Raw genomic sequence first — 23729 nt, 5'->3', positions numbered from 1 at the left:
CGGTGAGCGCGGGGCCGGTGAGCGTGCGGTGGCGGTGGAGCTGATCCGGCCGGCCCTTGGGACGGCGCTATGAGCCGGGGTGCGCCGCTGGTCGGGGCGTTGCTGAACGGGTTGGCCCGTCCGGCTCCGGGGCTTGCGGGGCAGGCGGTGTTCGCGCTGTTCCGCCACCCGGTGCGGCGGGGCGAGGTACTGCCCGGTGAACGCGCCGTGCACGAGCGGGCCGTGACCGAAGAGCTGACCGTGGCCGGCAAGCGGGTGCGGGTCTATCGCTGGGGCGACGGCGGACGGCCGGTGCTGATGCTGCACGGCTGGCAGTCCCGGGCCTCGCGGTACGCCGGCTTCGTGCCGCGTCTGGAGGCACTGGGGCTGACCGGGCTCGCGTTCGACGCGCCAGGACACGGGGAGTCGGAGGGGAACAGCACCACCATCCTCGAGTACCGCGAGATCATCAGCCTGCTCCAGGACCGGTACGGGGCCTTCCACACGGTGGTCGCCCACTCCCTCGGGGCCACCAGCGCGTTCCTGGCGCTGCGCGGGGGCCTGCTGACCGAGCGTCTCGTCACGGTGGCCGCGGTGAAGGATTTCGGCCATTTTCCCGACGAGTTCGCCCGGATCCTGGGGCTGCGCCCCGGCCTGTGGCACGACCTCCGGTTCCGGATCGAGCACCTGCTCTTCGCGGAGGTCCAGGACCCCTGGGAGCTGTTCGACGCCACACGCCGGACCGAGGAGATCGGCGTACCGATGCGGATCATTCATGACACCGACGACGAAATGGTCCCCGTCGCCCACGCGCACGCGCTCAAGGCCGCCTACGGAGAGCAGGCCGAAGTCGTCCTCACTCATGGCCTGGGGCATCGCAAGGTGCTGGCCGAGCCGGCGGTCATCGACAGCGCGATGGACTTCATCACGCCGGAATCCGGGAGATCCCTCTTTTGAATGTACGCACGATCGTTTAGTTTTATGCGGCGGGTGCGGCCGCTGCGGTCCGGGCGACGGCTGCGCATCAGACGAAGGGATCACCTCGCATGACGACCGCCTCACCCCACTCGTCGGACGCCGGTCCGGCCGGCACAGCGCTGCCGGAGGACGCCGAGCAGTCGCCGCAGATCTCCGCGGCGGCCGCGGCCACGGCCAAGCTCGCCCTGCTCGTCGCGTCGGGGGCGACGTTCCTCGCGGTGCTCGACACCACCGTCGTGAACATCGCCTTCTCCGACCTGCGCGCCGACTTCCCCGACGCCTCGCTGTCCCAGCTGACCTGGGTCGTGACGTCGTACACCGTCCTCTTCGCGGCGCTGCTCGCCGTCGCCGGCCGGGTCGCCGACGTCATCGGGCGCAAGAAGCTGTTCCTGTGGTCCACGACCGTCTTCATCGTGGCCTCGCTGCTGAGCGGATTCGCCGCCGGCGTGCCCATGCTCATTGCCGCCCGCGCCCTGCAGGGCGTGGGGGCCGCGGGGCTGATCCCCTCGGCGCTCGGACTGGTGCTGCAACACACGCCCCCGGCCCGCCGGCAGGTCGCCATCGGCGTCTGGGGCGCGGTCGGCAGCATGGCCGCCGCCGTGGGCCCGAGCCTCGGCGGACTCCTGGTGGACGTCTCTGGCTGGCGCAGCGTCTTCCTGATCAACCTGCCGATCGGGCTCGCCATCCTGATCGGCGCGGCCAGACTCACCGCTGACGCGCCGAGCGGACGCAAGCTGCCCGACCCCGTCGGCACCCTCGCCCTCGCCCTGGGTATCGGCGGTGTCGTCTTCGGCGTGACCCAGGGGACCGAGTGGGGCTGGGACAGCGGACGCGTCCTCGGTCTGCTCATCGGCGGTGTCGTGCTGCTCGCGGTGGCCCTGCTGCTGTCCCGGCGGCACGCCGCACCCGCCCTCGAATGGGATCTGTGGCGCAGCCGTGTCTTCGCGGCCACCAATGTCACCTCGCTGCTCTTCGGTGCGGCCATGTACTCCTATCTCCTCAGCTCCCTGCTGTTCCTCAACGCGGTGTGGGGCTATTCGGAGCTGAAGGCCGGTCTCGCGGTGACGCCGGGCGCCTTTGCCGCCGCCATCGGGGCGATGGTCGTGGGGCGCCGTGTCGGTCCGGCGAGCCAGTGGGCCGCGGTGGCCATCGGCTCCGCGCTCTTCGGCGCCTCGTGCGCCGCGATGTACCTGCTGCTGGGCACCGAGAAGCAGTACGTGGCGGTCTGGCTGCCCATCGGCATCCTGGCCGGCATCGGCATCGGCGCGGCGCTGACCGCGATCTCCAACGCGGCCACGGCCTCGCTGCCGCCGCAGCGCTTCGCCTCCGGCACCGGACTGCTGATGACGACCCGTCAGATCGGTGGCGCCCTCGGTATCGCCGCCCTCGCAGCCATCCTCGAGCGCTACAACGTCCTCGACGACGAGGGCTACCTCCAGGTGTTCCTCGCCTGCGCCGTCGGCGCTGTGGCGGCCGCGGTGGCGGCGCCGGCGATCCGGTCCCGGTCCGCACGGAACACGTAACCGTCAGGTATGCGGCGGGAGTCACCGACTCCCACGACGATGTGAAGAAGAGAGCACGATGCCACCCATCGACCGATCTGACCGCTTTGCCATGAGAGCCGAGCACTCCTTGCTGGCGGAACTGCAACCGGTGGTGGAGAGCAACCTCCACCGTCATCTCGGCGTCGCCAGGGAGTGGTTCCCGCACGAGTACATCCCGTGGAGCCAGGGCCGTACGTTCGACGGTCCGCTCGGTGGGGAGCCGTGGACGCAGGACGAGGCCACGCTGCCGGAGGTGGCCCGCACCTCCCTGGTGGTCAACCTGCTGACGGAGGACAACCTGCCCGGCTACCACTTCGCGGTGGCCGAGTTCGGCAAGGACGGGGCCTGGGGCACCTGGGTCGACCGCTGGACCGCCGAGGAGGCGAGGCACGGCACCGCGCTGCGCGACTACCTCCTGGTCACCCGGGCCGTCGACCCCAAGGCCCTGGAACGCGCCCGGATGGTGCACATGGCGGGCGGCTACGACCGTCCCGACGGCTACAGCGCGCTGCACGCGATCGCGTACGCCGCGTTCCAGGAGCTCGCCACGCGTATCTCGCACCGCAACACCGGCCAGGTGAGCACGGATCCGCTGTGTGACGCGCTGCTCGCGCGAATCGCCGCGGACGAGAACCTGCACATGGTCTTCTACCGCAACCTGGTCGAGGCCGCGTTCGAACTGGCGCCGGACACCGCCATGCAGGTCGTCCGGGACGTCGTCGTCGGCTTCGAGATGCCGGGCTCCACGATCAAGGACTTCGGCCGCAAATCCGCGGAGATCGCCATCGCCGGCATCTACGACCTGCGCCTCCACCACGACAGCGTCGTCATGCCGATCCTGCGCAAGCTGCGCGTCTTCGAACGGGACGGTTTCGGCGCGGCCGGTGAGGCGGCACGGGAGGAACTCGCCGCGTTCGTCGCCCGACTGGACAACAAGGCGACCTCCTTCACCGACCGCCGCGAGGGAATCAGGGCGGCACGAGCCAAGAGGGAGACCGCGGCAGCCTGATCCGAAACGCCGCAATGCGTCGGGGGCGACCGGAACTCGGTCGCCCCCGACGCGGTTGGGGCACGGGCGGGAAAGGTGGGGGCGCGGCGCTCTGCTTCGGGCGGGGGAGTGGAGGCGGGCCGCTCGCAAGCCTTGCTGCGTCGGCAAGGCCGGCGGTGGGAGAAAGGCCTGGCGGCCGCAGGCCGGATGCCGAGCCTCGGTGGGAGTGAGCGGAGGCCGGTCCGGAAGGCCGGCCGCTCCACCCCCCCCGGTGGGCCGGACGCAGCTGGGGCGTTGGGGCGCTGGGTGTGTGGGTCGGCCGCTACGGGCGTCGTGCCCTAAGGGCGTCGTGCCGCGGTCAGACGGAGGCCCAGGGTGTGGTCCTCCCAGGCAGCGCGTATGTGGGTCAGGCCTGCCTCTTGCAGTGCGTCCGTCGTCTCGTCGTGCCTCGGGGCGGTTCCGGACGTGACGGTGAGGGCGAGGTGCAGCGCTGCGGCGCCCAGGGGGCGCCTGGGGGCGAGCGAGGAAGGCAGGACGAGCCAGCCGCCCGGTGCGAGTGCCTGCGTCGCCGCGGCGACGGACTTGCGCAGCGCGTCGGCGCTGAGGCCGCCGACGGGCAGCCAGGCGAGGGCGAGACCGTCGGCCCGCGCGAAGTCCGTGTCGTCGAGCACCGGCACGAACGGGATCTGCCGCGTCAGCTCCGCGGCTGACTTCCCCTTGTCGTCCGCCGCGCAGCCGACCCGCGCGCCAGGACGGTCGAGGGCGACGGCCAGCCCCTCCAACTGCCCGAGCAGGGAACTCACCAGCACGTCCGCGAGCACGGCCGCCTCACCACCGCACCCCGGCACCGACTCCCGCCCCTCCGCCGGCACCCCGGCACGCAGCAGGGCTCCCCCGACGAGGCCCCGCCGCAGTCGCGCGGCGAACGCCAGGCTCCGCCCACCGCCCACGACGACCCGCTCCAGACCCGGGGTGAGGGCGTAGCGCCCGCCGTCGTCCCGCCGCACCACTCCGGCATCCGCCAGGAGCACCAGCAGTCCCTCGGTGAACGCCTCGGGCATGTCCGCGGCGGCCTCCCGCGCGGTGCGCGCCCGCAGCAGCCGGCCCAGCAGCCCCGACTCGTACGCCACCGCACACGCGACGAACCCCCACGCCCCGGCGGCCGCTTCACCGAGCCGCCCGTCGAACAGTTCCTCCGATCCGAGCCGTAGCGCTTCGGGAGCCCGCCCGGCCCGGACGTCGGCGACCAGGGCGTGCAGCCGGTCGAGCAGCGCCGCCACTCGCCGGCGTACGTCGGGGTCGACGTCCTCCAGCCCGGCTGATCTCCGCACCTCTCGTACGGGCTCTGCCGCGGCCGGATCCTGTACCTCCACGGCGTGCAATGCCCACCAGTGGTCCGCCAGCACGGTGACGGAACGTTCCGCGGCCCCCTCGCGGACGCGGTCGCCCTCCAGACCCGTGATCGCCCGCTGCCCCAGCTGGATCAGCAGGGTCTCCTGGGATCCCTGGCCGGACACCAGTCCGAGGACGTCGCGCATGAAGCGCTCCCACGGGAAGGCGGACATGTAGGCCTCGCCGCCCTGGAGGCCCATGACGAGGTGGCCGATGCGGAGGGCACAGTCGGCGGCCTGGTGCTTGGCGACGGTGGCGAACTCGTCGAAGTGGGGGTCGCGGTCGGATGACCGGGTGTCGTCGAGGGCCCGGTAGACGCTCGCCCGGGCGCTCTGCAGCAGCATCTGCATCTCGCCGACCGACCGCTCGACGTTCGTGTACTCGAGCACCGGGCGTCCGCCCCGCCGCCGCGCCGACAGGGCCTCGACACACGTGTCGACCACCCCGGCCAGCGCCCCGAGCACCCCGCAGGCGCTCATCGTGCGGCGGATCCGGGCGTACGTGTTGAGCTCGCTGAGCGCGTCCGCCCGCCACACCAGCCGCCACTGCGGCAGCCGTACGTCGTGCAGCAGCACTTGGCCCAGGCCCATGGTGTGCAGGCCCATGGTGTCCATGTGGACCGGAGTGACCCCCGGGTCGTCCTTCTCCACCGCGAAGGCCAGCATGTCGTTCGAGGCCTCGTCGCGAAGGAAGAGCAGGAACAGGTCGGCGAACCGGGCCCCCGCGAGGAACCGCTTCGCGCCGTTGAGTACCCATTCGCCGCCCTCCAGCCGGGCGGTGGACCGGTAGTCGTACGGGTCCCGGTTCTCGTAGGCGCCCTGCACCCCGAAGCGGCGCCCGGCCATGAGATCCGGCACGTAGCGGTCGATGAGCTGTCGCTTGCCGCTCGACAGGATCAACTCGGTGATCTCGACCGTGATGTCCAGCAGCACGGCGAAGCCGGGGTCGCGCGAGAGGCGGGCGATCTCCTCGACCACCACACCCCAGGCCAGCTTGTCCCGCCCGTCGCCACCGGCCTCCACGGGCAGCGAGAAGCGCAGCAGACCGAGCTCGCCCGCCTGCTCGAACAGCCGCTTGTCGAGCGGTCGCCGGGTGTGGTTGCGGAAGTGCGTGCCGGGATTGGCGTCCTCCAGGACGAAGCGCGCGAACCGCTCCCGGGCCTCGCGCCGGACCTCGCTCACCTCCGCGTCCAGGGTGCGGTGCCCCCGTACGCCCCGGTTCATGATGTCGACCGCATGGGCCCGCGTGGTCACGCCGACGCCTCCCGGACAGCGCGCGCGAGGTCGGCGAGGGTCTCGTCGCCCAGGAAGCGCTCCAGCGGTATGTGGGTGCCGGTGCGTTCCTCCACCTCCACGGAGAGCTGGGCGGCCGTGAGCGAGTCGATGCCGAGTTCGCCGAGCGTCCGGTCCGGCGGAAGTTCCTCGTCCCCCCGGCCGAGCAGCTCCCCGAGGAGCGTGACCAGCCAGGCGTCGACGAGCGCGACGGAGGGGTCGGGAGCGTCGGCGGATGTCATGGTGATGACGGCGCCGGTGGGTGTCGTGGTGATGGTGGTGCCGGCGGGTGTCGTGGTGGTGTCGGCGGGTGTCGTGGTGGTGTCGGCGGGTGTCGTGGTGGTGCCGGCGTCAGCGGGTGTCATCGGGACGGCGGCGTCGGCGGATGTCGTGGTGATGGCTTGCTCCTCCAGGTCGGTGCGCCGCTCAGCCCCGGAACTGCGGCGCGAGCCGCAGCGGTACGAGCGAGAACGCATGGTCGGTGTCGTCGAGGTCTTCGAGCCGCCGCACCAGCAGCTCCTCGGCCGCCGGGTCGGGCTCGACCGGCTGCCCGAGCCGCTCCAGGACCCGGCGCAGCGCGACCAGGAGCCAGGTTGGCTCGGCCGCCAGGCCGCCGAGCGCCGCACGGCGGTGCAACCAGGTGTGCAGGCAGCAGGCGGCCGCATGCACCAGGCAGTGCCTGCGCGCCGCCTCGTACGCCTCGTCCGTCCGGTGTGCGCCGCGCGCGTGCAGCACGGCCCGTGCCTCGTCGCGGACCGGCAGCAGACGGCGGGCCAGCTCGGCCGACTCGGCGTCCCCGAGGGCGTCGACCGTCTCGTCAAGGAGGTCGACCACCTCGTCCGCGCCGCCGAAGGTGAGCGAGGGGCGCTGCTCCCGCGGCGCGGGGGAGGCGACCGGCTGCCCGAATCCGTACAGCAGCGGCAGGGGCAACTCGGCCGACGTCCCACGGCGTCGCGCCGCGCTGCTCAACTGCGAGCGCACCGTGTCCAGTTGGACCAGCTCGGTGCCCTCGAACACCGGCGTCACCGCCAGGTCCCGCCGCAGTTTCTGGAAGGCGCCGCCCGCGACGCCCTCGCGCAGGTGGGCGCGGGCGCTGAGCACCTCGGCACACGCGGCCACGGTGTCCACGCACAGCCCCGGTACCACGTACTTCGCCACCGCGGACCACAGGGCCGTGCGCTGCCGGGCCACGTCGAGGGCGCGCGCCGCGGCCAGCTCGGTGCACTCCGCCACCAGCAGGTCGGCGAAGCCGCGCGCGAGGAGCGAGCGCACCGGGGGCAACGCCAGCGCGGGGCGCCCGTAGAGCATGCGGGCGCGGGCGTGGCGCAGCGCGATGCGCAGGGCGGTGTCGGCCACGCCGAGACTCGCCGCGCCGACCAGGGTGCGGGTGAACTGCAGCATCCCGGAGACCATCTCGATGCCGCGGCCCGGCCGGCCGAGCGCCGCGTCGGCGGTGACCCGGCAACCGTCGAGGACGAAGCCGCTCAGGTCGTGGCCGCGCAGACCGTGTGTGCGCACCTTGGGCAGCCTGCGCACCCCCGTCTCGCCGAGGGCCTCGAAGTCGAGCAGGAACAGCCCGTACGAGGGTTCGGAGGCGGCCAGGACGGTGGCGAACGCCGACCTCCGGCCGTTGCCCACCAGCCACTTGCGCCCGGTCAGCACATGTCCGCCGGGGCGCGGGACGGCACGCGTGGCGGTGGCCAGCAGATCGCTGCCCGCGGCCTCCTCGCTGATCGCGGCGGTGCCCCAGGCGCGGTCCAGGACCAGCTCCGCGACCCGGCGCCGCTGCCTCTCGTCGCCCCAGATCCACACCGGCGTGGCCGCGAGGAACGTCGAGCCGAGGCCGATGGACACCGCCAGGTCGCGCCGGGACACCGCGCGGACCGCGACGGTCAGCGACTCGAACGAGTGGAGTCGGCCGCCGTCGGAGACCGGGACCAGGTCCCGGTGCAGTCCGGCGGCCCAGGCCGCCTCGTAGGCTTCGGTGGGCTCGCTCTCCGACTCGTCGGCGCGTGCGCCGCCGGCCAGCGACATGCCGGTGTCCGGGTCGAAGGGGCAGCCGAGCGCCTGCTCCAGCGCCTCCGCGCGATCGAACGTGCCGCCGGAAGCGGGTTCGGAAGCGGGTTCGGAAGTGGGGTCGGCGGTGGAGGTCATGCGCGCTCCACCACGATCGCGTACGGCTCCCCGCCGTCGTGCCCGCCGTCCTCCCCGCCCGGCGCGAGCTCATGGACGAAGGCCAGTTCGTCGCCGTGCCGGTAGGCGGTGGTGCGGACCTGGAGCAGGTCCCAGAGCTGACCGGCGCGCAGCCAGGTGACGTCGACGCGCCGGATGCCGTCGGTCAGCGCACGGCGCAGCGGCGCGGTCCTGCCCCCGTGCCGGCGCACGAGTTCCTCCCGTGCCCCGCCGGCGAATCCGAGGGTCTCGGCCCAGTACCACTGGTCGGCCACCTCGCACTGGTGGCGGTGGACCCGGACGGACACGGTGCCCTCGGCGAGCGGTTCGCCCTCCCGCCGGAGCGTGGCACGCAGGGAGCGGACGGGCGAGAGGTGCGGGGTGCGCTCGACCTCGTCGTCGCGGAAGGCGGCGACCAGGCTGTCCGGCAGCGGGGACGGCGCCCCGGAGAGCGCCTCGTCGCCGCTGAGCCGCAACGGTACGGAGGCGGCCCGGCTGCGCACCGCGACCCCTGCCGGACCGGTGAGCGCCATCTCCACCTCCAGCTGCGAGCTGCGCGGTCCGCGCACGCGCGCCCGCACGTCGACGAGCGCCTCGTCGGCGTCCAGGAACCGCAGCGGCCGGTCGTACTCCAACTGCCAGGACCACAGCACGAACCCGACCCGGTGCTCCCGCACCAGGACGCGGTGGCTGCACACGTGGTCGCGCAGCCAGCGGGTGCCCGCCTGGAACGCCAGGCGCGCGACCGAGACGGTCTGCAACTGCGTCGGGGTGAACAGGCTCGCGTCGAGCACGGCCTCGAAAGTGGAGCTGCGGGGCATCGGGTCCTAGCCTCCGGAGATGGCCGTGACGATGTCCACGCGGTCGTCCTCCGTGGCCCGCCGGTCGAGTTCGCCCGGGATCAGCTGCTCGCCGTTGAGGGCGATCAGGTGGGTCGGGCGCACGGCACCCTCACGGTCGAGCAGCACCTCGGCGAGGTTCGGGTAGCGCTCGGTCAGTTGGTCGAGCCCGGCGCGCACGGTGTCGCCGCCGACCTCGATCTCGGTCTGGTAGTCGGTGAAGCGGAGCAGGATGCCCCTGACCTTGACGATCATCGTCCGGCCCCTTCGTAGATGTGGTTGCCCCGTCTGCTCGTCGGCAGGGGCTGCTGCCATCGCGCGAGCTCCTCCAGCTCCCCGGCGAGGTACTGCCGGCGGGCCAGCCACCGCTGCACCTTGCCGCTGGAGGTCTTCGGCGTCGTGCGCGGCCGCAACAGCACGACGGCGTACGGCGCCACGCCGGCCTCAGCCGAAACCGCCCGCCGGACACCGTCGAGCACCGCCCGGTACTCCTCCTCGTCGGCGGGGTCGGCCTCGTAGACCACCACCAGGCGCTCGGGCTCGCCCGCCGCGCCCTCGACGGCGAAGGCGGCGCCGCAGTTGCGCCGGATCCCGGGGACCGCGGCCTCGCAGGCCCGCTCGATGTCGACCGGGTGGTGGTTGCGCCCGTTGACGACGAGCAGGTCCTTCAGTCGTCCCGTCACGAACAACTCCCCGTCCAGCAGGAACCCCAGGTCACCGGTGCGCAGATATGGTCCGGCACCGCCCGCGGTCCTCGCGCCGAACGTCTCGGCGGTCTCCTCGGGCCGCCGCCAGTAGCCGTCGGCGACACCGGGCCCGGCGAGCCAGATCTCGCCGGCCTTGCTGTTTGCCAGCGGCTCCCGCGTGACCGGATCGACGATCAGCAGCCGGGTGTCGGGGCCGGGCCTGCCGCAGCTCACCAGCGTCCGCGCGTCCGTCTCCCCGGAACCGGCGGGGCGGGCTTCGCCACGTGTCTCCAGTGCGTCGCGTCCGATGCGCGCCTCGCGCCAGCCCCGGCCCGGCGTACCGCCGGTCACGAAGAGGGTTGCCTCGGCCAGCCCGTAGCACGGGTAGAACGACTCGGCCCGGAACCCGTGGGGGCCGAAGCGTTCCACGAAGCGCGCCATCGTCTCCGCCCGCACCGGCTCCGCACCGGTGAAGGTGAGTTCGACCCGGGACAGGTCCAGTTCCTCGGCGTCGGCGTCCGTCACGCGGCGCAGGCAGAGGTCGTACGCGAAGTTGGGGGCGCCGGTGATGGTCGCGCCGTACCGGGAGACCGTCCGCAGCCAGGCCGCCGGCCGGCGCAGGAACGTCACCGGGGACATCAGCGTCGTGGGCACACCCATGAACAGGGGGGTCAGGATGCCGCCGATCAGCCCCATGTCGTGGTACGGCGGCAGCCACAGCGCGCCTGCGCTGTCCGGGCGCATCCCGAACCCCCGTGCGATCTCACGGCAGTTGTCCAGCAGCCGGTCGTGCCCGAGCATCACACCGCGCGGGAGCGAGGTGGACCCCGAGGTGTACTGGAGCAGCGCGACCCGGCCCGGCGCGGGGCCGGTGGCCGTCCCGGGATCGTCGAGCGTGTCGGTGGTCAGCAGCCGGCGTGCCCGTCCCTCGACCGCCGTCGCCGGCCAGTCCGTGATGAGCGGGGCGATGTCCGACGTGGTCAGTACGGTGCCGGCGCCGGCGTCCTCGATGATCGCTGTGAGCCGGGGCAGCGTGCGCGCCAGCCGGAAGGGGTCCGGCGGGAAGGCGGGGACCGCGGGGACCCCCGCGTAGAAACAGCCGAACAGCCCGGCGAGGTAGTCCAGGCCGGGCGCGTAGAGCAGCAGCGCGGGCTCGGGCCGGCCCTTCGTGCCCGAGCCCGTGCCCGCCAGGAGACCGGCGGCGACGGCCCGGGCCCGTTCGTCGAGGGCCGCGTAGGTGATCTCCTCGGCGCTCTCGTCGTCGGCGACGAACCGGTAGGCGAGGGCGTCCGGTGTACGCAGCGCCCGTTCGTGCAGCAGGTGCGCGAAGCTGCGGTCGGCGAAGCTGCGGTCAGGCACAGGAGGCATGGGGAGCCTGTTCCTCCGCGAGGGTGCGCCACTTGTCCGGCCGTCCGGCCCACTGCTCGGCCTCGGCGAGCGGCGCGACGTCCGTGGTGGCCACGGGGAGTCGCGGGGCGAGCCGGGCGTTCCACTCGAGGGCCGGCAGGAGCTCGGGCGGCAGCTCGTCCTCCGGGTAGATCGCGTCGGCCGGGCACGCCTCCACGCAGTTGCCGCAGTCGATGCACTCCTCGGGGTCGATCACCAGGAAGCTGTCGGCCTCGCGGAAGCAGGCGACGGGGCAGTAGGTGATGCACTCGGCGAACTTGCAGTGCACGCACTGCTCGGTGACGACGTGGGTCACGCGACGCCCTCCTGGTGTCCGCTCGGTGCGACGAGCAGCTCGGGGTGCCCGTCCATGAAGCGGTGCCCCGCGGCGCGTCCGGTCTCGTACGCCTTGGCGAGCCCTTCGGCGCTCGCGGCGGCGTAGTCGACGCCGAAGCTCTTCAGGTCCTCGTCCGGCTTGACGACCAGGACCCGGGCCCCCTCCAGCACCGAGCCGTCGGCGATCTCCTCGGACGCGTAAAGGTCGCGGAAGAGCGGGAACGGGTCGCAGCCGATCGCGATCAGCACGCCCACGCCCCGGGCGGCGACCTCGCGCGCCGGGCAGGAGCAGGTGTACGAGGCGTCGACGTACGCCTCCCCGTCGATCTCGGCGGGGATCGCCCAGGCGTGCAGCATGCGCGTCGAGGCGTAGGCGACCGCGTCGTAGTTCTCCGCCGTCAGGCGCGGCCGGTCGTCGCCGGGTGCGGCGTTCGAGGAGAAGACGACGGGAGCCAGGTTCTCCTGGACCCAGCTGCGGTCACCGGTGAAGACGTTGCGCAGCAGCTGCTTGCCGAGGGCCTTCGCGCCGGGGCCCTGGGTGGTCTCGGCGGCGGCCGCGTCGGTGACCTTGCTGGTGGCCAGCAGGAACTCCGGGGTACCGGGCCGGAAGAGACCCTCGCGCAGCATGGGGCCGTACTCCGCGATGCTGTCGAGGACTACGTTGCTCATGCCCTTGTCCACGGCGGCAGCGGCGGCGCCCAGCCAGTAGCCCACGCCGACTTGTCGCGCGCGGCCGATCGCGGCGAGGCCTCCGGACAGCCCCGAGGACGAGGCCGTGCCGTACACGTCGGCGCGCAGTCCGCGCTCCTCGAAGGCGGAGAGCACGCCGTGGCCGTAGACCCCCTTGAGCATGCCGGACGCGACCGCGATGCCGAGGCGTCCCCGTGATCCGGCGTCGCGTCCCGGGGCTTCCGCGTGAAGTTCCGGGGTTCCCGCGTCGGTCATGGCCGCGGCTCCTTCTCCGGGTCCGTCGTCCCGGCGGTCTCGTGAGGACAGTCCTTCAGGAGCTGGGCGTCGATCACCGAGTCCAGGTGGTCCTTGAACCACTGGTTCGGGCCGGGCTGCCGGTCCACCACGGTCTCCGTTGGGCGGGGGGCGAGGTACGAGAGCGTCATGTCGTCCTCCAAGCGAGGAGTGCTGGCGCCAGTACATTAGCACGGCCGTGCGTTCACTTTTCTAGTGGCGGACGGCGCTGTTTTGCATAAATATGTGCGAGCGATCGTGCTAATATCTCGCTCCCATTGATCGATCTGAAGGGCTTGCCATGGATCTCGCGACGGCAGCCGTCGACACGGTCCTGAGCGCCGAGGGGGCGGAGATGTTCGATCTCTTCCGGCGGCCGCAAGGGCGCAGCAGGCCCCGGCCCGCCGAGCGTGCGGCCATCGAGAGCGCCCGGACCGGCGAGCTGAGCATCGACGGCAGGGCGGTCGTCACGTACGCCTGGGGCAGCGGTGAACGTCCGGTGCTGCTGGTGCACGGCTGGGAATCGCGCGCGTCGCGCTACGCGAAGCTCGTCACCCGGCTCGTCGAGCTCGGATACAGCCCGGTGTCCTTCGACGCGCCGGGGCACGGTGAGTCCGAGGGGGACAGCGCGAACCTCCTCGAATACCGCGCCATCATCGGCCAACTTCATCGTGCCCACGGGGACTTCGAGGCCGTCGTGGGCCACTCCTTCGGCGTCCTGGCCATCTTCCTGTCGCTGCCGGAGGGACTGCGCGCCGACCGGATCGTGGCGATCAGCTCCGTGCCCGACTTCGCGTACCTGGTCGACTCGTTCTGCGCCCACATGGCGCTGGGGCCGCGCATGGAGGACGAGATCCGCCACCGCCTGGAACGGGACCTCTACCCGGGCGCGGACATGTGGACCCGTTTCTCGGTCCTCCACCACGCCCAGGACGTGCGTGTGCCGCTGCTCGTGGTCCACGACGAGAACGACGAGTCGGTCGGCGCGGAGCAGGCGGAGCGCATCGTCGGCGCCTTCGAGGGCCGGGCGTGCCTGGTCGTCACCCACAGGCTCGGGCACCAGCGGATTCTCGGCGCCCCCCAGGTCGTCGACACGATCTCCCGGTTCGTCACCGGCGAGGAACCCACTCCCACCGACCGGAAGGCGGAGGTGGCGTCGCGATGAGCGGTCTGCTCGCGGGCAAGCGTGTCCTGGTGACGGGCGTGCTGATGGAGTCCTCGATCGCCTTCCACACCGCCCGCCTGGCCCAGGAGCAGGGCGCCGAGGTGGTCCTCACCGGGTACGGCCGGCTCGGCCTGATCGAGCGGATCGCCAGAAGACTGCCCGCACCGGCCCCGCTCGTCGAGCTCGACGTCCAGGACAAGGGGCACCTCGAGAGCCTCGCCGCCCGGATCCAGGAGCAGGCGGGCGGTGACGCGCGCCTCGACGGCGTGGTGCACTCCATCGCCTTCGCGCCGCAGGACGCGCTGGGCGGCAACTTCCTTGCCACCGGCTGGGACTCGGTGGCGACCGCCGTCGAGGTGTCCGCCTACTCCCTCAAGGCGCTGGCCATGGCGTGCCTGCCGCTCATGGAGGAACGCGGTGGTTCGATCGTGGGCCTCGACTTCGACGCGAGCACGGCCTGGCCCGCGTACGACTGGATGGGCGTGGCGAAGGCGGCGCTGGAGGCCACCTCGCGCTATGTCGCCCGCGACCTCGGGCCGCGCGGCATCCGCTGCAACCTGGTGGCGGCCGGGCCCATCAAGACGATGGCGGCCAGGCACATCCCCGGATTCGAGACGTTCCGCGAGGTATGGGACACCCGCGCCCCCCTGGCCTGGGACCTCTCCGACCCGGAACCGGCGGCCCGCGCCGTCATCGCCCTGCTGTCCGACTGGTTTCCCCGGACGACGGGCGAGATCGTGCATGTGGATGGTGGGGTGCACGCCGTGGGGGCATGAGGGCGTTCAACTGCACGAGGACGGCGGCCCGCTCGGGTGAGTGGGCCGCCGTCCTCTGCTGTCGGCGCGGGTGCCGGGGCGTTACGGAGTGCTGGGCAGGAGCGCGGGGTCGGTTGCCACGGTCTGCAGGCGGGTCAGTACGGCCCTGGCCGCCTTCTCGTAGCACGTGAAGTCGTCGTGCAGAACAGACTCCGCATTCGCCATCTCCAGGAACGCCACCAGCTCGAAGACGAGCTGCGGGACATCGGCGTCCACCGCGAGCTCGCCCGCCAGCTGGGCCTCCCGCGCGGTCTGCTCCAGGTAGGACAACCAGTTGGAGCGGGCCGCCGCGAGCGTGTCGTGGACCTTGCCCTCGCGGGCGTCGTACTCGGCGGAGACCGAATAGAAGAAGCAGCCGCCGGGGAAGACCCGCTCCCGGGAGTATGTGAGCCAGCCGGTGCACAGGCGCCATACGCGGCCGATGCCCGCCGGCAGGTCGCGGGCGGGCTGGACCACATGCTCCAGATACATGGTGATGGCCGTACGGATGGTCGCGAGCTGGAGGTCCTCCTTGGAGCCGAACAGGGCGAACACACCGCTCTTGCTCAGATTCAGCTCACTCGCGAGTTGCCCCATGGACAGCGCCGCGAGGCCCTCCACGGACGCGATCTCCACCGCGCGTCTGAGGATCAGTTGACGGGTCTGGTTTCCGCGCGCGATCCGGCCGTCAGCCTGCGTTCCTGCCACGCCCATGGTGCACCTACTCTCCTGGGGCCGGTCTTTCTCGGCACCGTTGAGCAAGTCTAGCGAATGAGTGGACGTTCGTGCAGTTAGCGGCCGAAGAACCGGAATCGCTCAGTCCACCGAGACCGTCTGCGGGTCCGTCTCGCCGGCCCGGCTCGGCCCGTGGGCGACGAAGTCGAGGACGGTGCGTACGACATCGGGGTCACCGAGGATCCGCCGGTGCCCGAGCCCGCTCGTGACGATGAGCCGTGCCTGGTCACCGAAGGCCGCGGCGAGCCGGCGGCCCTGCGTCACCCGGATCCGGGTGTCGTCCTCGTCGTGGATCACCAGAAGCGGTGAGCGTACGATCCCGGTCATGTTCGTGAGGGAGAAGGGCACCTCGTCGAGCGGCATGTCGGGGAAGAGGTTCTCCCGGATCTCGTCGTGCAGCCGTGCCTTGAGGCGGGCGCGCACCCTGAGCTCGGCGCAGAACTCCTCGACCAGGTAGTCGAAGTCGCAGACACCGCTGATGGTGACGATCTTCTGCGCCTTGGCCCCGTGCTTCAGCCCGAAGAACGACCCCAGCGCCCCCATGGAGTGGGCGATCAGGCACTCGAACGTGCCGTACTGGTCATGCAGCCTGGTGACGATGTCGCGGTACTCGAGGATCGTCGTGCTGCGGCCGCCCGCGCCGCCGTGGCCCGGGGCGTCGAAGGTGACGACACTGTGCCCGCGGTCGAGCAGTCCCGGGACGAAGTCGGCCAGCCGGGAGGCACGTGACTGCCAGCCGTGTACCAGCAGCACGGGCCGGCTGCCGTCGCCCCAGCGATAGGTCACTGCTTGCTTGCCGCCGCCCACGTCCACGTGGTCGACGTGCGCCTTCTCGAACAGCTCGCGCTCGGAGGACCGCAGCCCGCTCCGCACGAGCGGCATGTGGAACAAGGTGAACGCGCCCCTGCTCGCCAGCCGTCCCGAGACAAGGGAGGCGGTGTTGAGGACGGTGCTCGCAACTGCCTCGGTGGGTTTCATGCTCGCTGCTCCTGGGTCAGGCATCAGGGACCTGATATATTAGCACGACCGACCGTTCAGTTTCAGGTCCCGCTTCGCGAGGAGATGCCGTGCCGGCCACCATCTGGTTCGCCCCGTGGATGCCCGGCCCGGCCGAGCGCACGGGACCGTCGGGACGCTCCGCGTCCTCCGGCCCCACCACCCCCTCCGGGCCAGACTTCGACCCGGGCGGAGCGGCCGTCGTGAGCGTCACCGACTTCGCCCCGTACCGCCCGTGGACCTCGTTCGGCGTCAACGTCGCCGGCATCGCCCTGCGCCGGACCTGGGGCGACGTCCAGGGAGGGATCGGCCTCTGGCTCTGGACCGTGCCCGACCTCCTTCACCCGAGGTCCGGCTCGGTCTCCGTGTGGCGCGACGAAGAGCACCTGCGCGGCTTCGTCGCCCGCCACGACCACGTGCGCATCATGCGCGCTTACCGGGACCGCGGCGACCTGCGCTCGACGACCTGGCGGACGGACCACTTCGACAAGGACGCCACCCAGGAGGCCGCCCGGTCCCTCATCGCGCAGTGGTGCGCTTAGCCCATCGCCTAGCACTCCAGCTGGACCTGTATTTCCACTGGTCAGCCGTCTGGTGGTGGGGATGTGGCGGGGGTGCGGCATGCTCGGGACGGTCTTGGACAGACCGTCCCATCGAACACTCATCGGCCGCCGGGCAGCTCTTCGCGGTCCGGCGGCAGGTGGGCCGGCCGTCCTCAGACGGAACGGTGGTACTGGTCCGGGATCCGGATCGCGCCGCCGAGCTCGCCTGCCGCCTGACGTGCCCACGACGGGTTGCGCAGCAGTTCGCGGCCGAGGAGCACCGCGTCGGCCTCGCCGTTGGAGAGGATCTTCTCGGCCTGCCCGGGCTCGGTGATCAGGCCGACGGCCGCCACCGGCAGACCCGTCTCGGCCTTGACGCGGGCGGCGAAGGGCACCTGGTAGCCGGGGCCGACGGGGATCCGTGCCCGCGCGGCGTTGCCGCCGGAGGAGACGTCGAGGAGATCGACGCCGTGTTCCTTGAGCAGGGCGGCGAAACGCACCGTGTCGTCGGCCGTCCAGCCGTTCTCCTCGAGCCAGTCGGTCGCCGAGATGCGGAAGAAGAGCGGCAGCTCCGCGGGCCACACCGCCCGAACGGCGTCGACGACTTCCAGCGCGAAGCGGGTGCGGTTCTCGAACGAGCCGCCGTACTCGTCGGTGCGGTGGTTGCTGTGCGGGGAGAGGAACTCGCCGATCAGATAGCCGTGTGCGCCGTGCACCTCGACGATCTCGAATCCCGCCTCCCGTGCGCGCCGCGCGGCGTCCGCGAACTTTCCCACGATCTCGGCGATCTGAGTGGTGGTCAGCTCGTCGGGCACCGGGTGCCCTTCGTCGAAGGCGACCGGGCTCGGCGCGAGCGTCTGCCAGCCGTGGGCGTCGGGGCCCACCGGCGCGCCACCCTTCCACGGCTGGTCGGTGGAGGCCTTGCGGCCGGCGTGGGCGATCTGGATGCCCGGGACGGTGCCCTGGTCCTTGAGGAAACGGGTGATCCGGCGGAAGGCCGCGACCTGGGTGTCGTTCCAGATGCCCAGGTCGTGGGTGCTGATGCGGCCCTCGGGGGAGACCGCGCTGGCCTCGACGAGGATCAGGCCGGTGCCGCCGGCCGCGCGGGCGGCGTAGTGAGCGAAGTGCCAGTCGTTCGCGACACCGGCGTTCGGTCCGAACACCTCCGCGCTGTACTGGCACATCGGCGCCATCCATACGCGGTTGGGGACGGTCAGTGACCGGAGGGTGTACGGCTCGAACAGTGCGCTCACGGCGGTCTCCATTCACGGCGGGGCTGAAGTGGGTACTCGTACGATACTCATCGTAGTACGGCATCTGTCAAACTACGATGCCTGTCGTACGAAGCCGCGAGTGCGCGTGTCGGTCCCAGGGGCGTCAGTCCGTGTCGGCGCAGCTCCTCATCGGGTCGATGTCCAGATCGGCGCCGTCCAGCTTGGCCGTGAGTGAGGCCACCCGGGTCTGAAGATCGCTGATCTCCTCCAGCGTGAGCCCGGTGGCTGCGGCGATCCTGCGCGGGACGAGCACGGCCTGCTCCCGGAGGGCGATGCCCTTGTCCGTCGGATGCACGGTGACGGAGCGCTCGTCCTCGGCGCTGCGCCGGCGCTCCACGCAGCCGAGCGCCTCCAGTCGCTTGAGCAGGGGGGAGAGGGTTCCGGAGTCGAGGCGGAGCTGTGTGCCGATCGTCTTGACGGGCAGGGCGCCGTGCTCCCAGAGCACCAGCATCACCAGGTACTGGGGGTAGGTGAGCCCCAGGTCCTTGAGGACCGTCCGGTAGAGCCCGTTGAAGGCGCGTGAGGCCGCGTGCAGCGAGAAGCAGATCTGGTGGTCGAGGCGGAGGAATTCCTCGCTCGTCGGGGCGTCCGGTGGGGTCTTCATGGTGTCCAGGGTACCCATCCGTTGGGCAATCGAGTTGTGCACAACTGAATTGTGTGCTGTAGTTGCACCTGTCCGACCCAACGACACAGGGATGGTTCTGATGAACGCGCTGTACACCGCTGTAGCCACCGCGAACGGCCGAGAGGGTCGTGCCGTCAGCTCCGACGGTCGCCTGGACCTTCCGCTGGCAGCCCCTGCCGCCCTCGGTGGCAGCGGCGACGGCACCAACCCGGAGCAGCTCTTCGCGGCCGGATACGCCGCGTGCTTCTCGAGCGCCCTCGGTCTGGTCGGGCGCCAGGCGAAGGTCGACACCGGTGAGATCTCGGTGACCGCCGAGGTCGGCATCGGCAAGGACGAGGACGGTGGCTTCGGCCTCGCGGTGACGCTCCGCGTCGAGCTGCCCGCGGCGCTCGAGGGCGAGACCGGCGAGCTGCTGGTCAAGCAGGCCCACCAGGTCTGCCCCTACTCCAAGGCGACCCGTGGCAACATCCCGGTCGAGCTGATCGTCGAGTAGTCGGCCGACGGCGGGGCGCAGGCCTCCCGTACGACGGCGTCGCGGTGTCCGGCCGACCTGGCACCGCGGCGCCGTCGTACGCGCGCTGCATCGAACGGCGGCCGAGCCGAACAGCGGCTGAGCCGAACGGCGACTGAGTCGAACTACGACGCCTCTCGTACCATGGAGGCCCCGGATGAAGTGGAGCCTCCGTGACCACCGCGACCAGCCCCCGCGCGCTCGCTCACCCCACGCCGGACGAGATCCGTCTGGAGGGTGTGCTCCATGCGCTGTCCGACCCCGTGCGGCTTCGGGTGGTGCGCGAGCTCGCCACCGCGTCGAGCGAACTGTCCTGTTCGTACTTCGATCTGCCCGTCACGAAGTCGACGACCACGCACCACTTCCGCGTGCTGCGCGAGAGCGGTGTGATCCGGCAGAACTACCAGGGCACGGCGAAGATGAACGGTCTGCGCCGCGACGACCTGGACGCCCTGTTCCCCGGCCTCCTCGACAGCGTCCTCGCCGCCGCCGGTGCCGAGGCGGCCCGCCTCGGCACCGGCTGACGCCCGGCCGGCCCCGGGGCCCGTCTTCCAGGTCCTGCCGGGCGCGTGCCCCGGGACCGCATCCTGCCGCGTTGCCGTCGGTCGCCGACTCTCCCGCAGCCCCTTGGGGACGGGCACCACCGCAGCGGCTCCTTCGTCCACCTCGCGATGCGTCCGCCGGGCCCCGGGGCCTGCCTTCCCGCCCCAGGCGCCCCCTCGCCGCGGCCCTGGTCCTCGGACAAGGCCCGACAGGTCCTACGCCGCAGGCAGCTGCGGCGCGTCGGCGCCGAGAGCCGCGTGCAACAGTCCCGGCCAGTCGGGGATCTTCACCGAGCGGCGCCCCAGCGAATGGCCCAGCTCCGCCTCGGCCGCCTCGATCGCCAGCCAGCCCGGCCACTCGACCGGATGGTGGCCCGACTCCCGCAGCGCGGCGAGCGGTTCGCCCGTGAGCGGGCGCGCCGACAGCTCGGCGGCGTCCGCGAGCAGCGAGTTCACCGTCTCCTTGGCGCAGGGCCTGTTCGTACCGATCACCCCGGTGGGTCCGCGCTTGATCCAGCCGGCCACGTACTCACCGGGCGACGGCGCCCCGTCCCGCAGTATCCGCCCCGCCGCGTGCGGCACCGTCCCGCGGTTCGCGTCGAACGGCAGCCCGTCGAGGGGCACTCCGCGATAGCCGACGGCCCGCAGCACCAGCTGTGCCTCGATCTCCTCGTACGTCCCCGTGCCGCGCACGCCGCCCGCGCCGTCCGGCACGGTGTGCTCGAAGCGCACCCCGGCCACCCGACCGTCGGCCTCGAGCAGCTCCACCGGACGCAGGAAGAACCGCAGCCTGATCCGGCGTGTCCGCTCCCGCGCCGCGTCCGGACCGGCGGCCGCCCAGCCCCGTACGACTTCGACGTTGCGCCGGTTCACCGCGGGCAGGCCCGACGGGTCGGCGAATCCGGGGTCCGGCGCGAGGTCGGACGGCTCCACCTCCACCCCGGCGTCCGGCAGTCCGCCCAGTTCGCGCAGCTCCTTCGTGGTGAACTTCGCCTGGGAGGGCCCGCGCCGTCCGACCATGTGCACCTCGCGCACCCGGCTGCCGGCCAGCGCGCCGAGCGCGTCGTGCGGCACGTCGGTCGGACGCAGCTCCGCCGCGCCGCGCGCCAGGATCCGTGTGACGTCGACGGCCACATTGCCGACCCCGATGACCACCGCGGACCGCGCGCCCAGGGCGAAGCCGCTTCCGGCCGCGTCCGGGTGCGCGCTGTACCAGGACACGAATTCGGTGGCCGAGTAGCTCCCGGGGAGGTCTTCGCCCGGCACGCCGAGCCTGCGGTCCCTCGCGGCCCCGACGCAGTACACGACCGCGTGGTACAGCTCCAGCAGCCGCGCGGGCGCCAGCCCCCGGGAGCCCACCTCGACATTGCCGATGAAGCCGATCCGCTCGTCCTCCAGGACCGACCGGAGGTTGTTCTGCAGGGACTTGATCTTCTCGTGGTCGGGCGCGACTCCGTACCGCACGAGCCCATAGGGGCACGGGAGCCGGTCCAGCACGTCCACATGGACATCGGGTACCAGGGACTGCTGGACAAGGGCCTGGGCGGTGTACACCCCGCTCGGGCCAGAACCGACGACGGCGACTCGAAGCACGGTTGCGCTCCTTCCCGCAGGGTGCCTCCAGCATTGCACTCGACGCGGCGCCCGGGGAGTCTCACATCGCGCGCATACGGCTGATCTCAGCCGTCTGCTGTGCGATCACGTCGTTCGCCATCTCCTCCACCGCGACGTCGTTCCCCTCGGAGAGCGCATTCGACGCCATCGTCACCGCCCCTTGGTGGTGGGTGATCATCAGCTTCAGAAACAGCTCGTCGAAGGCCTTGCCCTTCGCCGCCCGCAGCTGTGCCAGCTGTTCCGTGGTCGCCATCCCGGGCATCGACGCGTGCTCGTGCGCGCCGTGAGGTGCGCTCGCCGTGGCGGCGGCGTTGGCCTTCAGCCACCCCTGCATGGCGCCGATCTCCGGCTGCTGCGCGGCGGCGATCCGTTCCGCGAGCCGCTTCACCGGGTCGCTGCCGGCCCGGTCCGGCGCCAGACCGGTCATCTCCAGCGCCTGGCCGTGATGGGCGATCATCATCCGGACGTACTCGACGTCCGCCGAATTGGGGCTGTCGTCCGGCGCCGCCCTCGCGGCCTCTTCGGGTGACAGCGTCCTCGCGGGCTCGCCCGGCCTGCCGGGGGCCACGACGGAAGGACCGTCGGCACTCTTGCCCCGCACGGGGCCGTCGGACCCCGACTCGCAGGCGCCCAGGGCCAGTACGGCGGCCACGACCGTCGCGGTGATTCCGATGACGTTCCTGTTGCCATCTATTGAAATGGGCATGCTAAGGACGATACTGCCCCGGGCGGTACACCGTTCAACTACGAGCGGAAACAAGGGAGGACGCAATGACCCCGTTGCACACCACCCGCGTGCGGCGCAGACGTCTGGGCGTGGCGGCAGCCGCGGCCGGGCTGCTGGCCACACTCCTGGCGGCCGGACCCGCGGCCGCCACACCGGACCCGGGAGACGCCCCGAACCAGGGAACCGTCTCCTCGGCACAGACGACCGAGGCCACGTCCGCGATCGCGAGCGGCGAGATACCCGGCGTGGACGAGGAAGTCCACAGCGACAACATCCGACGTGTCGTCAACATCCCCAAGGACGCCCTCCAGGGCCTCAACTCCGATCTGGCCTTCCAGGGCACGTACGCCTTCACAGGCAATTTCGACGGCTTCCGTATCTTCGACATCAGTAATCCGAAGGCTCCGAAGACCGTCGCCCAGGTCCTGTGCCCCGGATCGCAGAACGACGTCTCCGTGTCGGGGAATCTGCTCTTCCTCTCCACCGACTCCTCCCGCAGCGACAACTCCTGCGCCAGTACGACACAGCCGGCGACGGAGAAGTCGTCCTGGGAGGGCATGAAGATCTTCGACATCAGCGACAAGAGCAACCCGAAGTACGTCGCCGCTGTCGAGACCGCGTGCGGCTCGCACACGCACACCCTGGTGCCCGAGCGGCGCAACGTCTACATCTACGTGTCCTCGTACTCGCCCAACGCCGCCTTCCCGGACTGCCGGCCGCCGCACGACGGAATCTCCGTCATCAAGGTGCCGCGCAACGCCCCCGAGAAGTCCGCGATCGTGAACTTCCCCGTACTGTTCCCGGGCGAGGGCCCGGACGGCGGCGGCAACCCCGGCGGTCCCACCAACCCGGGCGTCTCCAAGACCACCGGCTGCCACGACATCACTGTGCTGCCCTCCAAGGACCTCGCCGCGGGTGCCTGCATGGGTGACGGAATCCTCTTCGACATCAAGGACCCCGAGCACCCGAAGGTCATCGACCAGGTCCAGGACAACGTCAACTTCGCGTTCTGGCACTCGGCGACGTTCAGCCAGAACGCCGAGAAGGTGGTCTTCACCGACGAGCTGGGCGGCGGCAGCGGCGCCACCTGCAACGCGGTGATCGGACCCAACCGCGGAGCCGACGGCATCTACGACATCGTCGGCAGGGGCGACCAGCGCAAACTGGTCTTCCGCAGTTACTTCAAGATCGACCGTCACCAGGCCGACACCGAGAACTGCGTGGCCCACAACGGCTCGCTGATCCCGGTCAAGGGCCGCGACATCATGGTCCAGGCCTGGTATCAGGGCGGGGTCTCGGTGTGGGAGTTCACCGACTCGGCCAAGCCCAGGGAGATCGCGTACTTCGAGCGTGGTCCGCTCACCACCGACCGCATCGTCACCGGCGGCTCCTGGTCGGCGTACTACTACAACGGCTACATCTTCTCGAACGACATCGCCAAGGGTCTCGACGTCCTGAAGCTCGACGACCGCCGTACCGACCCGGCGAAGCGGGTCCGGATGCACGAGCTGAACGTGCAGACGCAGCCCGACTACTTCGACTAGCACGACCCAGCACAACCGGTCGGACTAGGGCGTGTTGCGAAAGTAGCGCCGTCCGCCCGGAGGGCGGGGCCCGCGGCGTCTGGTGCGTGCGATCGCAAGGCGGAGGATCGTCCTCGTACTGGACGT

24 protein-coding genes are annotated in these 23729 nt (G+C 71.5%); 9 read left to right on the top strand and 15 right to left on the bottom strand.

Features of this window, described 5'->3' with window-relative positions; genetic code table 11:
• Positions 1-69: 69 nt before the first annotated feature.
• The 3 genes from AC0699_RS12820 to AC0699_RS12810 all read left to right on the top strand — a co-directional run bounded on the left by AC0699_RS12820 (position 70) and on the right by AC0699_RS12810 (position 3510).
• Complete coding sequence (locus AC0699_RS12820) at positions 70-936, top strand: alpha/beta hydrolase (RefSeq protein ID WP_478659159.1); 867 nt, start codon at positions 70-72, stop codon at positions 934-936.
• An 89-nt stretch (positions 937-1025) separates the two neighbouring features.
• Positions 1026-2480, top strand: a complete 1455-nt coding sequence (locus AC0699_RS12815; protein WP_478659157.1) for a DHA2 family efflux MFS transporter permease subunit — start codon at positions 1026-1028, stop codon at positions 2478-2480.
• A 91-nt stretch (positions 2481-2571) separates the two neighbouring features.
• Positions 2572-3510 (top strand): acyl-ACP desaturase, encoded by a 939-nt coding sequence (locus tag AC0699_RS12810; protein ID WP_478659155.1) that lies wholly within the window; start codon positions 2572-2574, stop codon positions 3508-3510.
• 317 nt (positions 3511-3827) lie between these two features.
• Here AC0699_RS12810 and AC0699_RS12805 read toward each other — a convergent pair whose 3' ends face one another.
• Genes AC0699_RS12805 through AC0699_RS12765 form a run of 9 tightly spaced genes read right to left on the bottom strand, consistent with a single transcriptional unit; the run spans position 3828 to position 12686 of the window.
• A complete protein-coding gene (locus AC0699_RS12805) occupies positions 3828-6134 on the bottom strand; it encodes an acyl-CoA dehydrogenase family protein (protein ID WP_478659153.1) in 2307 nt (768 codons plus the stop codon).
• Positions 6131-6628 (bottom strand): acyl carrier protein, encoded by a 498-nt coding sequence (locus AC0699_RS12800; RefSeq protein WP_478659151.1) that lies wholly within the window; start codon positions 6626-6628, stop codon positions 6131-6133. The genes AC0699_RS12805 and AC0699_RS12800 overlap by 4 nt, the downstream gene beginning before the upstream one ends.
• A complete protein-coding gene (locus AC0699_RS12795) occupies positions 6579-8306 on the bottom strand; it encodes an acyl-CoA dehydrogenase family protein (RefSeq protein WP_478659149.1) in 1728 nt (575 codons plus the stop codon). Before AC0699_RS12795 ends, AC0699_RS12800 begins: the two co-directional genes overlap by 50 nt.
• Positions 8303-9145 carry an acyl-CoA thioesterase family protein gene (locus AC0699_RS12790; protein WP_478659147.1) on the bottom strand — a complete coding sequence of 281 codons (843 nt, stop codon included), beginning with the start codon at positions 9143-9145 and terminating at the stop codon, positions 8303-8305. Before AC0699_RS12790 ends, AC0699_RS12795 begins: the two co-directional genes overlap by 4 nt.
• 6 nt (positions 9146-9151) lie before the next feature.
• Entirely contained in the window at positions 9152-9418 is a 267-nt protein-coding gene (locus tag AC0699_RS12785) for a MoaD/ThiS family protein (protein WP_478659145.1), read from the bottom strand.
• Complete coding sequence (locus AC0699_RS12780) at positions 9415-11217, bottom strand: fatty acyl-AMP ligase (RefSeq protein WP_478659143.1); 1803 nt, start codon at positions 11215-11217, stop codon at positions 9415-9417. Before AC0699_RS12780 ends, AC0699_RS12785 begins: the two co-directional genes overlap by 4 nt.
• Positions 11201-11551: a 4Fe-4S binding protein gene (locus AC0699_RS12775; RefSeq protein ID WP_478659141.1), complete on the bottom strand. Its 351-nt coding sequence runs from the start codon at positions 11549-11551 to the stop codon at positions 11201-11203. The genes AC0699_RS12780 and AC0699_RS12775 overlap by 17 nt, the downstream gene beginning before the upstream one ends.
• Positions 11548-12516, bottom strand: coding sequence for a patatin-like phospholipase family protein (locus AC0699_RS12770; protein WP_478659139.1), 969 nt, complete (start codon positions 12514-12516; stop codon positions 11548-11550). The genes AC0699_RS12775 and AC0699_RS12770 overlap by 4 nt, the downstream gene beginning before the upstream one ends.
• Entirely contained in the window at positions 12513-12686 is a 174-nt protein-coding gene (locus tag AC0699_RS12765) for a hypothetical protein (RefSeq protein WP_478659137.1), read from the bottom strand. Before AC0699_RS12765 ends, AC0699_RS12770 begins: the two co-directional genes overlap by 4 nt.
• Before the next feature lie 149 nt (positions 12687-12835).
• Between AC0699_RS12765 and AC0699_RS12760 the strand changes: the two genes are divergently transcribed.
• Together AC0699_RS12760 and fabI are read left to right on the top strand one after the other, a co-directional pair.
• Complete coding sequence (locus tag AC0699_RS12760; protein WP_478659135.1) at positions 12836-13699, top strand: alpha/beta hydrolase family protein; 864 nt, start codon at positions 12836-12838, stop codon at positions 13697-13699.
• Complete coding sequence (gene fabI, locus AC0699_RS12755; protein ID WP_478659133.1) at positions 13696-14475, top strand: enoyl-ACP reductase FabI; 780 nt, start codon at positions 13696-13698, stop codon at positions 14473-14475. Before AC0699_RS12760 ends, fabI begins: the two co-directional genes overlap by 4 nt.
• Before the next feature lie 81 nt (positions 14476-14556).
• Here fabI and AC0699_RS12750 read toward each other — a convergent pair whose 3' ends face one another.
• Both AC0699_RS12750 and AC0699_RS12745 read right to left on the bottom strand, forming a co-directional pair.
• On the bottom strand, positions 14557-15201 hold the full coding sequence (locus tag AC0699_RS12750) for a TetR/AcrR family transcriptional regulator (RefSeq protein WP_478659132.1): 645 nt from the start codon (positions 15199-15201) through the stop codon (positions 14557-14559).
• A gap of 108 nt (positions 15202-15309) precedes the next feature.
• Positions 15310-16206 carry an alpha/beta fold hydrolase gene (locus tag AC0699_RS12745; protein ID WP_478659131.1) on the bottom strand — a complete coding sequence of 299 codons (897 nt, stop codon included), beginning with the start codon at positions 16204-16206 and terminating at the stop codon, positions 15310-15312.
• Between the two features lie 89 nt (positions 16207-16295).
• Here AC0699_RS12745 and AC0699_RS12740 point away from each other — a divergent pair, with 89 nt between their 5' ends.
• Positions 16296-16766: a hypothetical protein gene (locus AC0699_RS12740; RefSeq protein WP_478659129.1), complete on the top strand. Its 471-nt coding sequence runs from the start codon at positions 16296-16298 to the stop codon at positions 16764-16766.
• 173 nt (positions 16767-16939) lie between these two features.
• Here AC0699_RS12740 and AC0699_RS12735 read toward each other — a convergent pair whose 3' ends face one another.
• Both AC0699_RS12735 and AC0699_RS12730 read right to left on the bottom strand, forming a co-directional pair.
• The gene (locus AC0699_RS12735) at positions 16940-18019 is read right to left on the bottom strand and encodes an NADH:flavin oxidoreductase/NADH oxidase (protein WP_478659127.1); all 1080 of its coding nucleotides are present in this window, start codon (positions 18017-18019) and stop codon (positions 16940-16942) included.
• Between the two features lie 124 nt (positions 18020-18143).
• Positions 18144-18644: a MarR family winged helix-turn-helix transcriptional regulator gene (locus AC0699_RS12730; RefSeq protein WP_478659125.1), complete on the bottom strand. Its 501-nt coding sequence runs from the start codon at positions 18642-18644 to the stop codon at positions 18144-18146.
• Between the two features lie 100 nt (positions 18645-18744).
• Between AC0699_RS12730 and AC0699_RS12725 the strand changes: the two genes are divergently transcribed.
• The gene (locus AC0699_RS12725) at positions 18745-19158 is read left to right on the top strand and encodes an organic hydroperoxide resistance protein (protein WP_453667787.1); all 414 of its coding nucleotides are present in this window, start codon (positions 18745-18747) and stop codon (positions 19156-19158) included.
• A 191-nt stretch (positions 19159-19349) separates the two neighbouring features.
• Positions 19350-19700 carry an ArsR/SmtB family transcription factor gene (locus tag AC0699_RS12720; protein ID WP_478659122.1) on the top strand — a complete coding sequence of 117 codons (351 nt, stop codon included), beginning with the start codon at positions 19350-19352 and terminating at the stop codon, positions 19698-19700.
• A gap of 234 nt (positions 19701-19934) precedes the next feature.
• On the opposite strand, the gene AC0699_RS12715 is transcribed toward AC0699_RS12720, so the two are convergent.
• A complete protein-coding gene (locus AC0699_RS12715; RefSeq protein WP_478659120.1) occupies positions 19935-21311 on the bottom strand; it encodes an FAD-dependent oxidoreductase in 1377 nt (458 codons plus the stop codon).
• A gap of 61 nt (positions 21312-21372) precedes the next feature.
• Entirely contained in the window at positions 21373-22038 is a 666-nt protein-coding gene (locus tag AC0699_RS12710) for a DUF305 domain-containing protein (protein ID WP_478659118.1), read from the bottom strand.
• A 65-nt stretch (positions 22039-22103) separates the two neighbouring features.
• On the opposite strand from AC0699_RS12710, the gene AC0699_RS12705 reads away from it, so the two are divergent.
• The gene (locus AC0699_RS12705) at positions 22104-23603 is read left to right on the top strand and encodes an LVIVD repeat-containing protein (RefSeq protein WP_478659116.1); all 1500 of its coding nucleotides are present in this window, start codon (positions 22104-22106) and stop codon (positions 23601-23603) included.
• Positions 23604-23729: the final 126 nt, after the last annotated feature.

The organism is Streptomyces sp. NPDC043870 (assembly GCF_056435785.1).
This window is presented reverse-complemented; position numbering and strand designations above follow the sequence as displayed.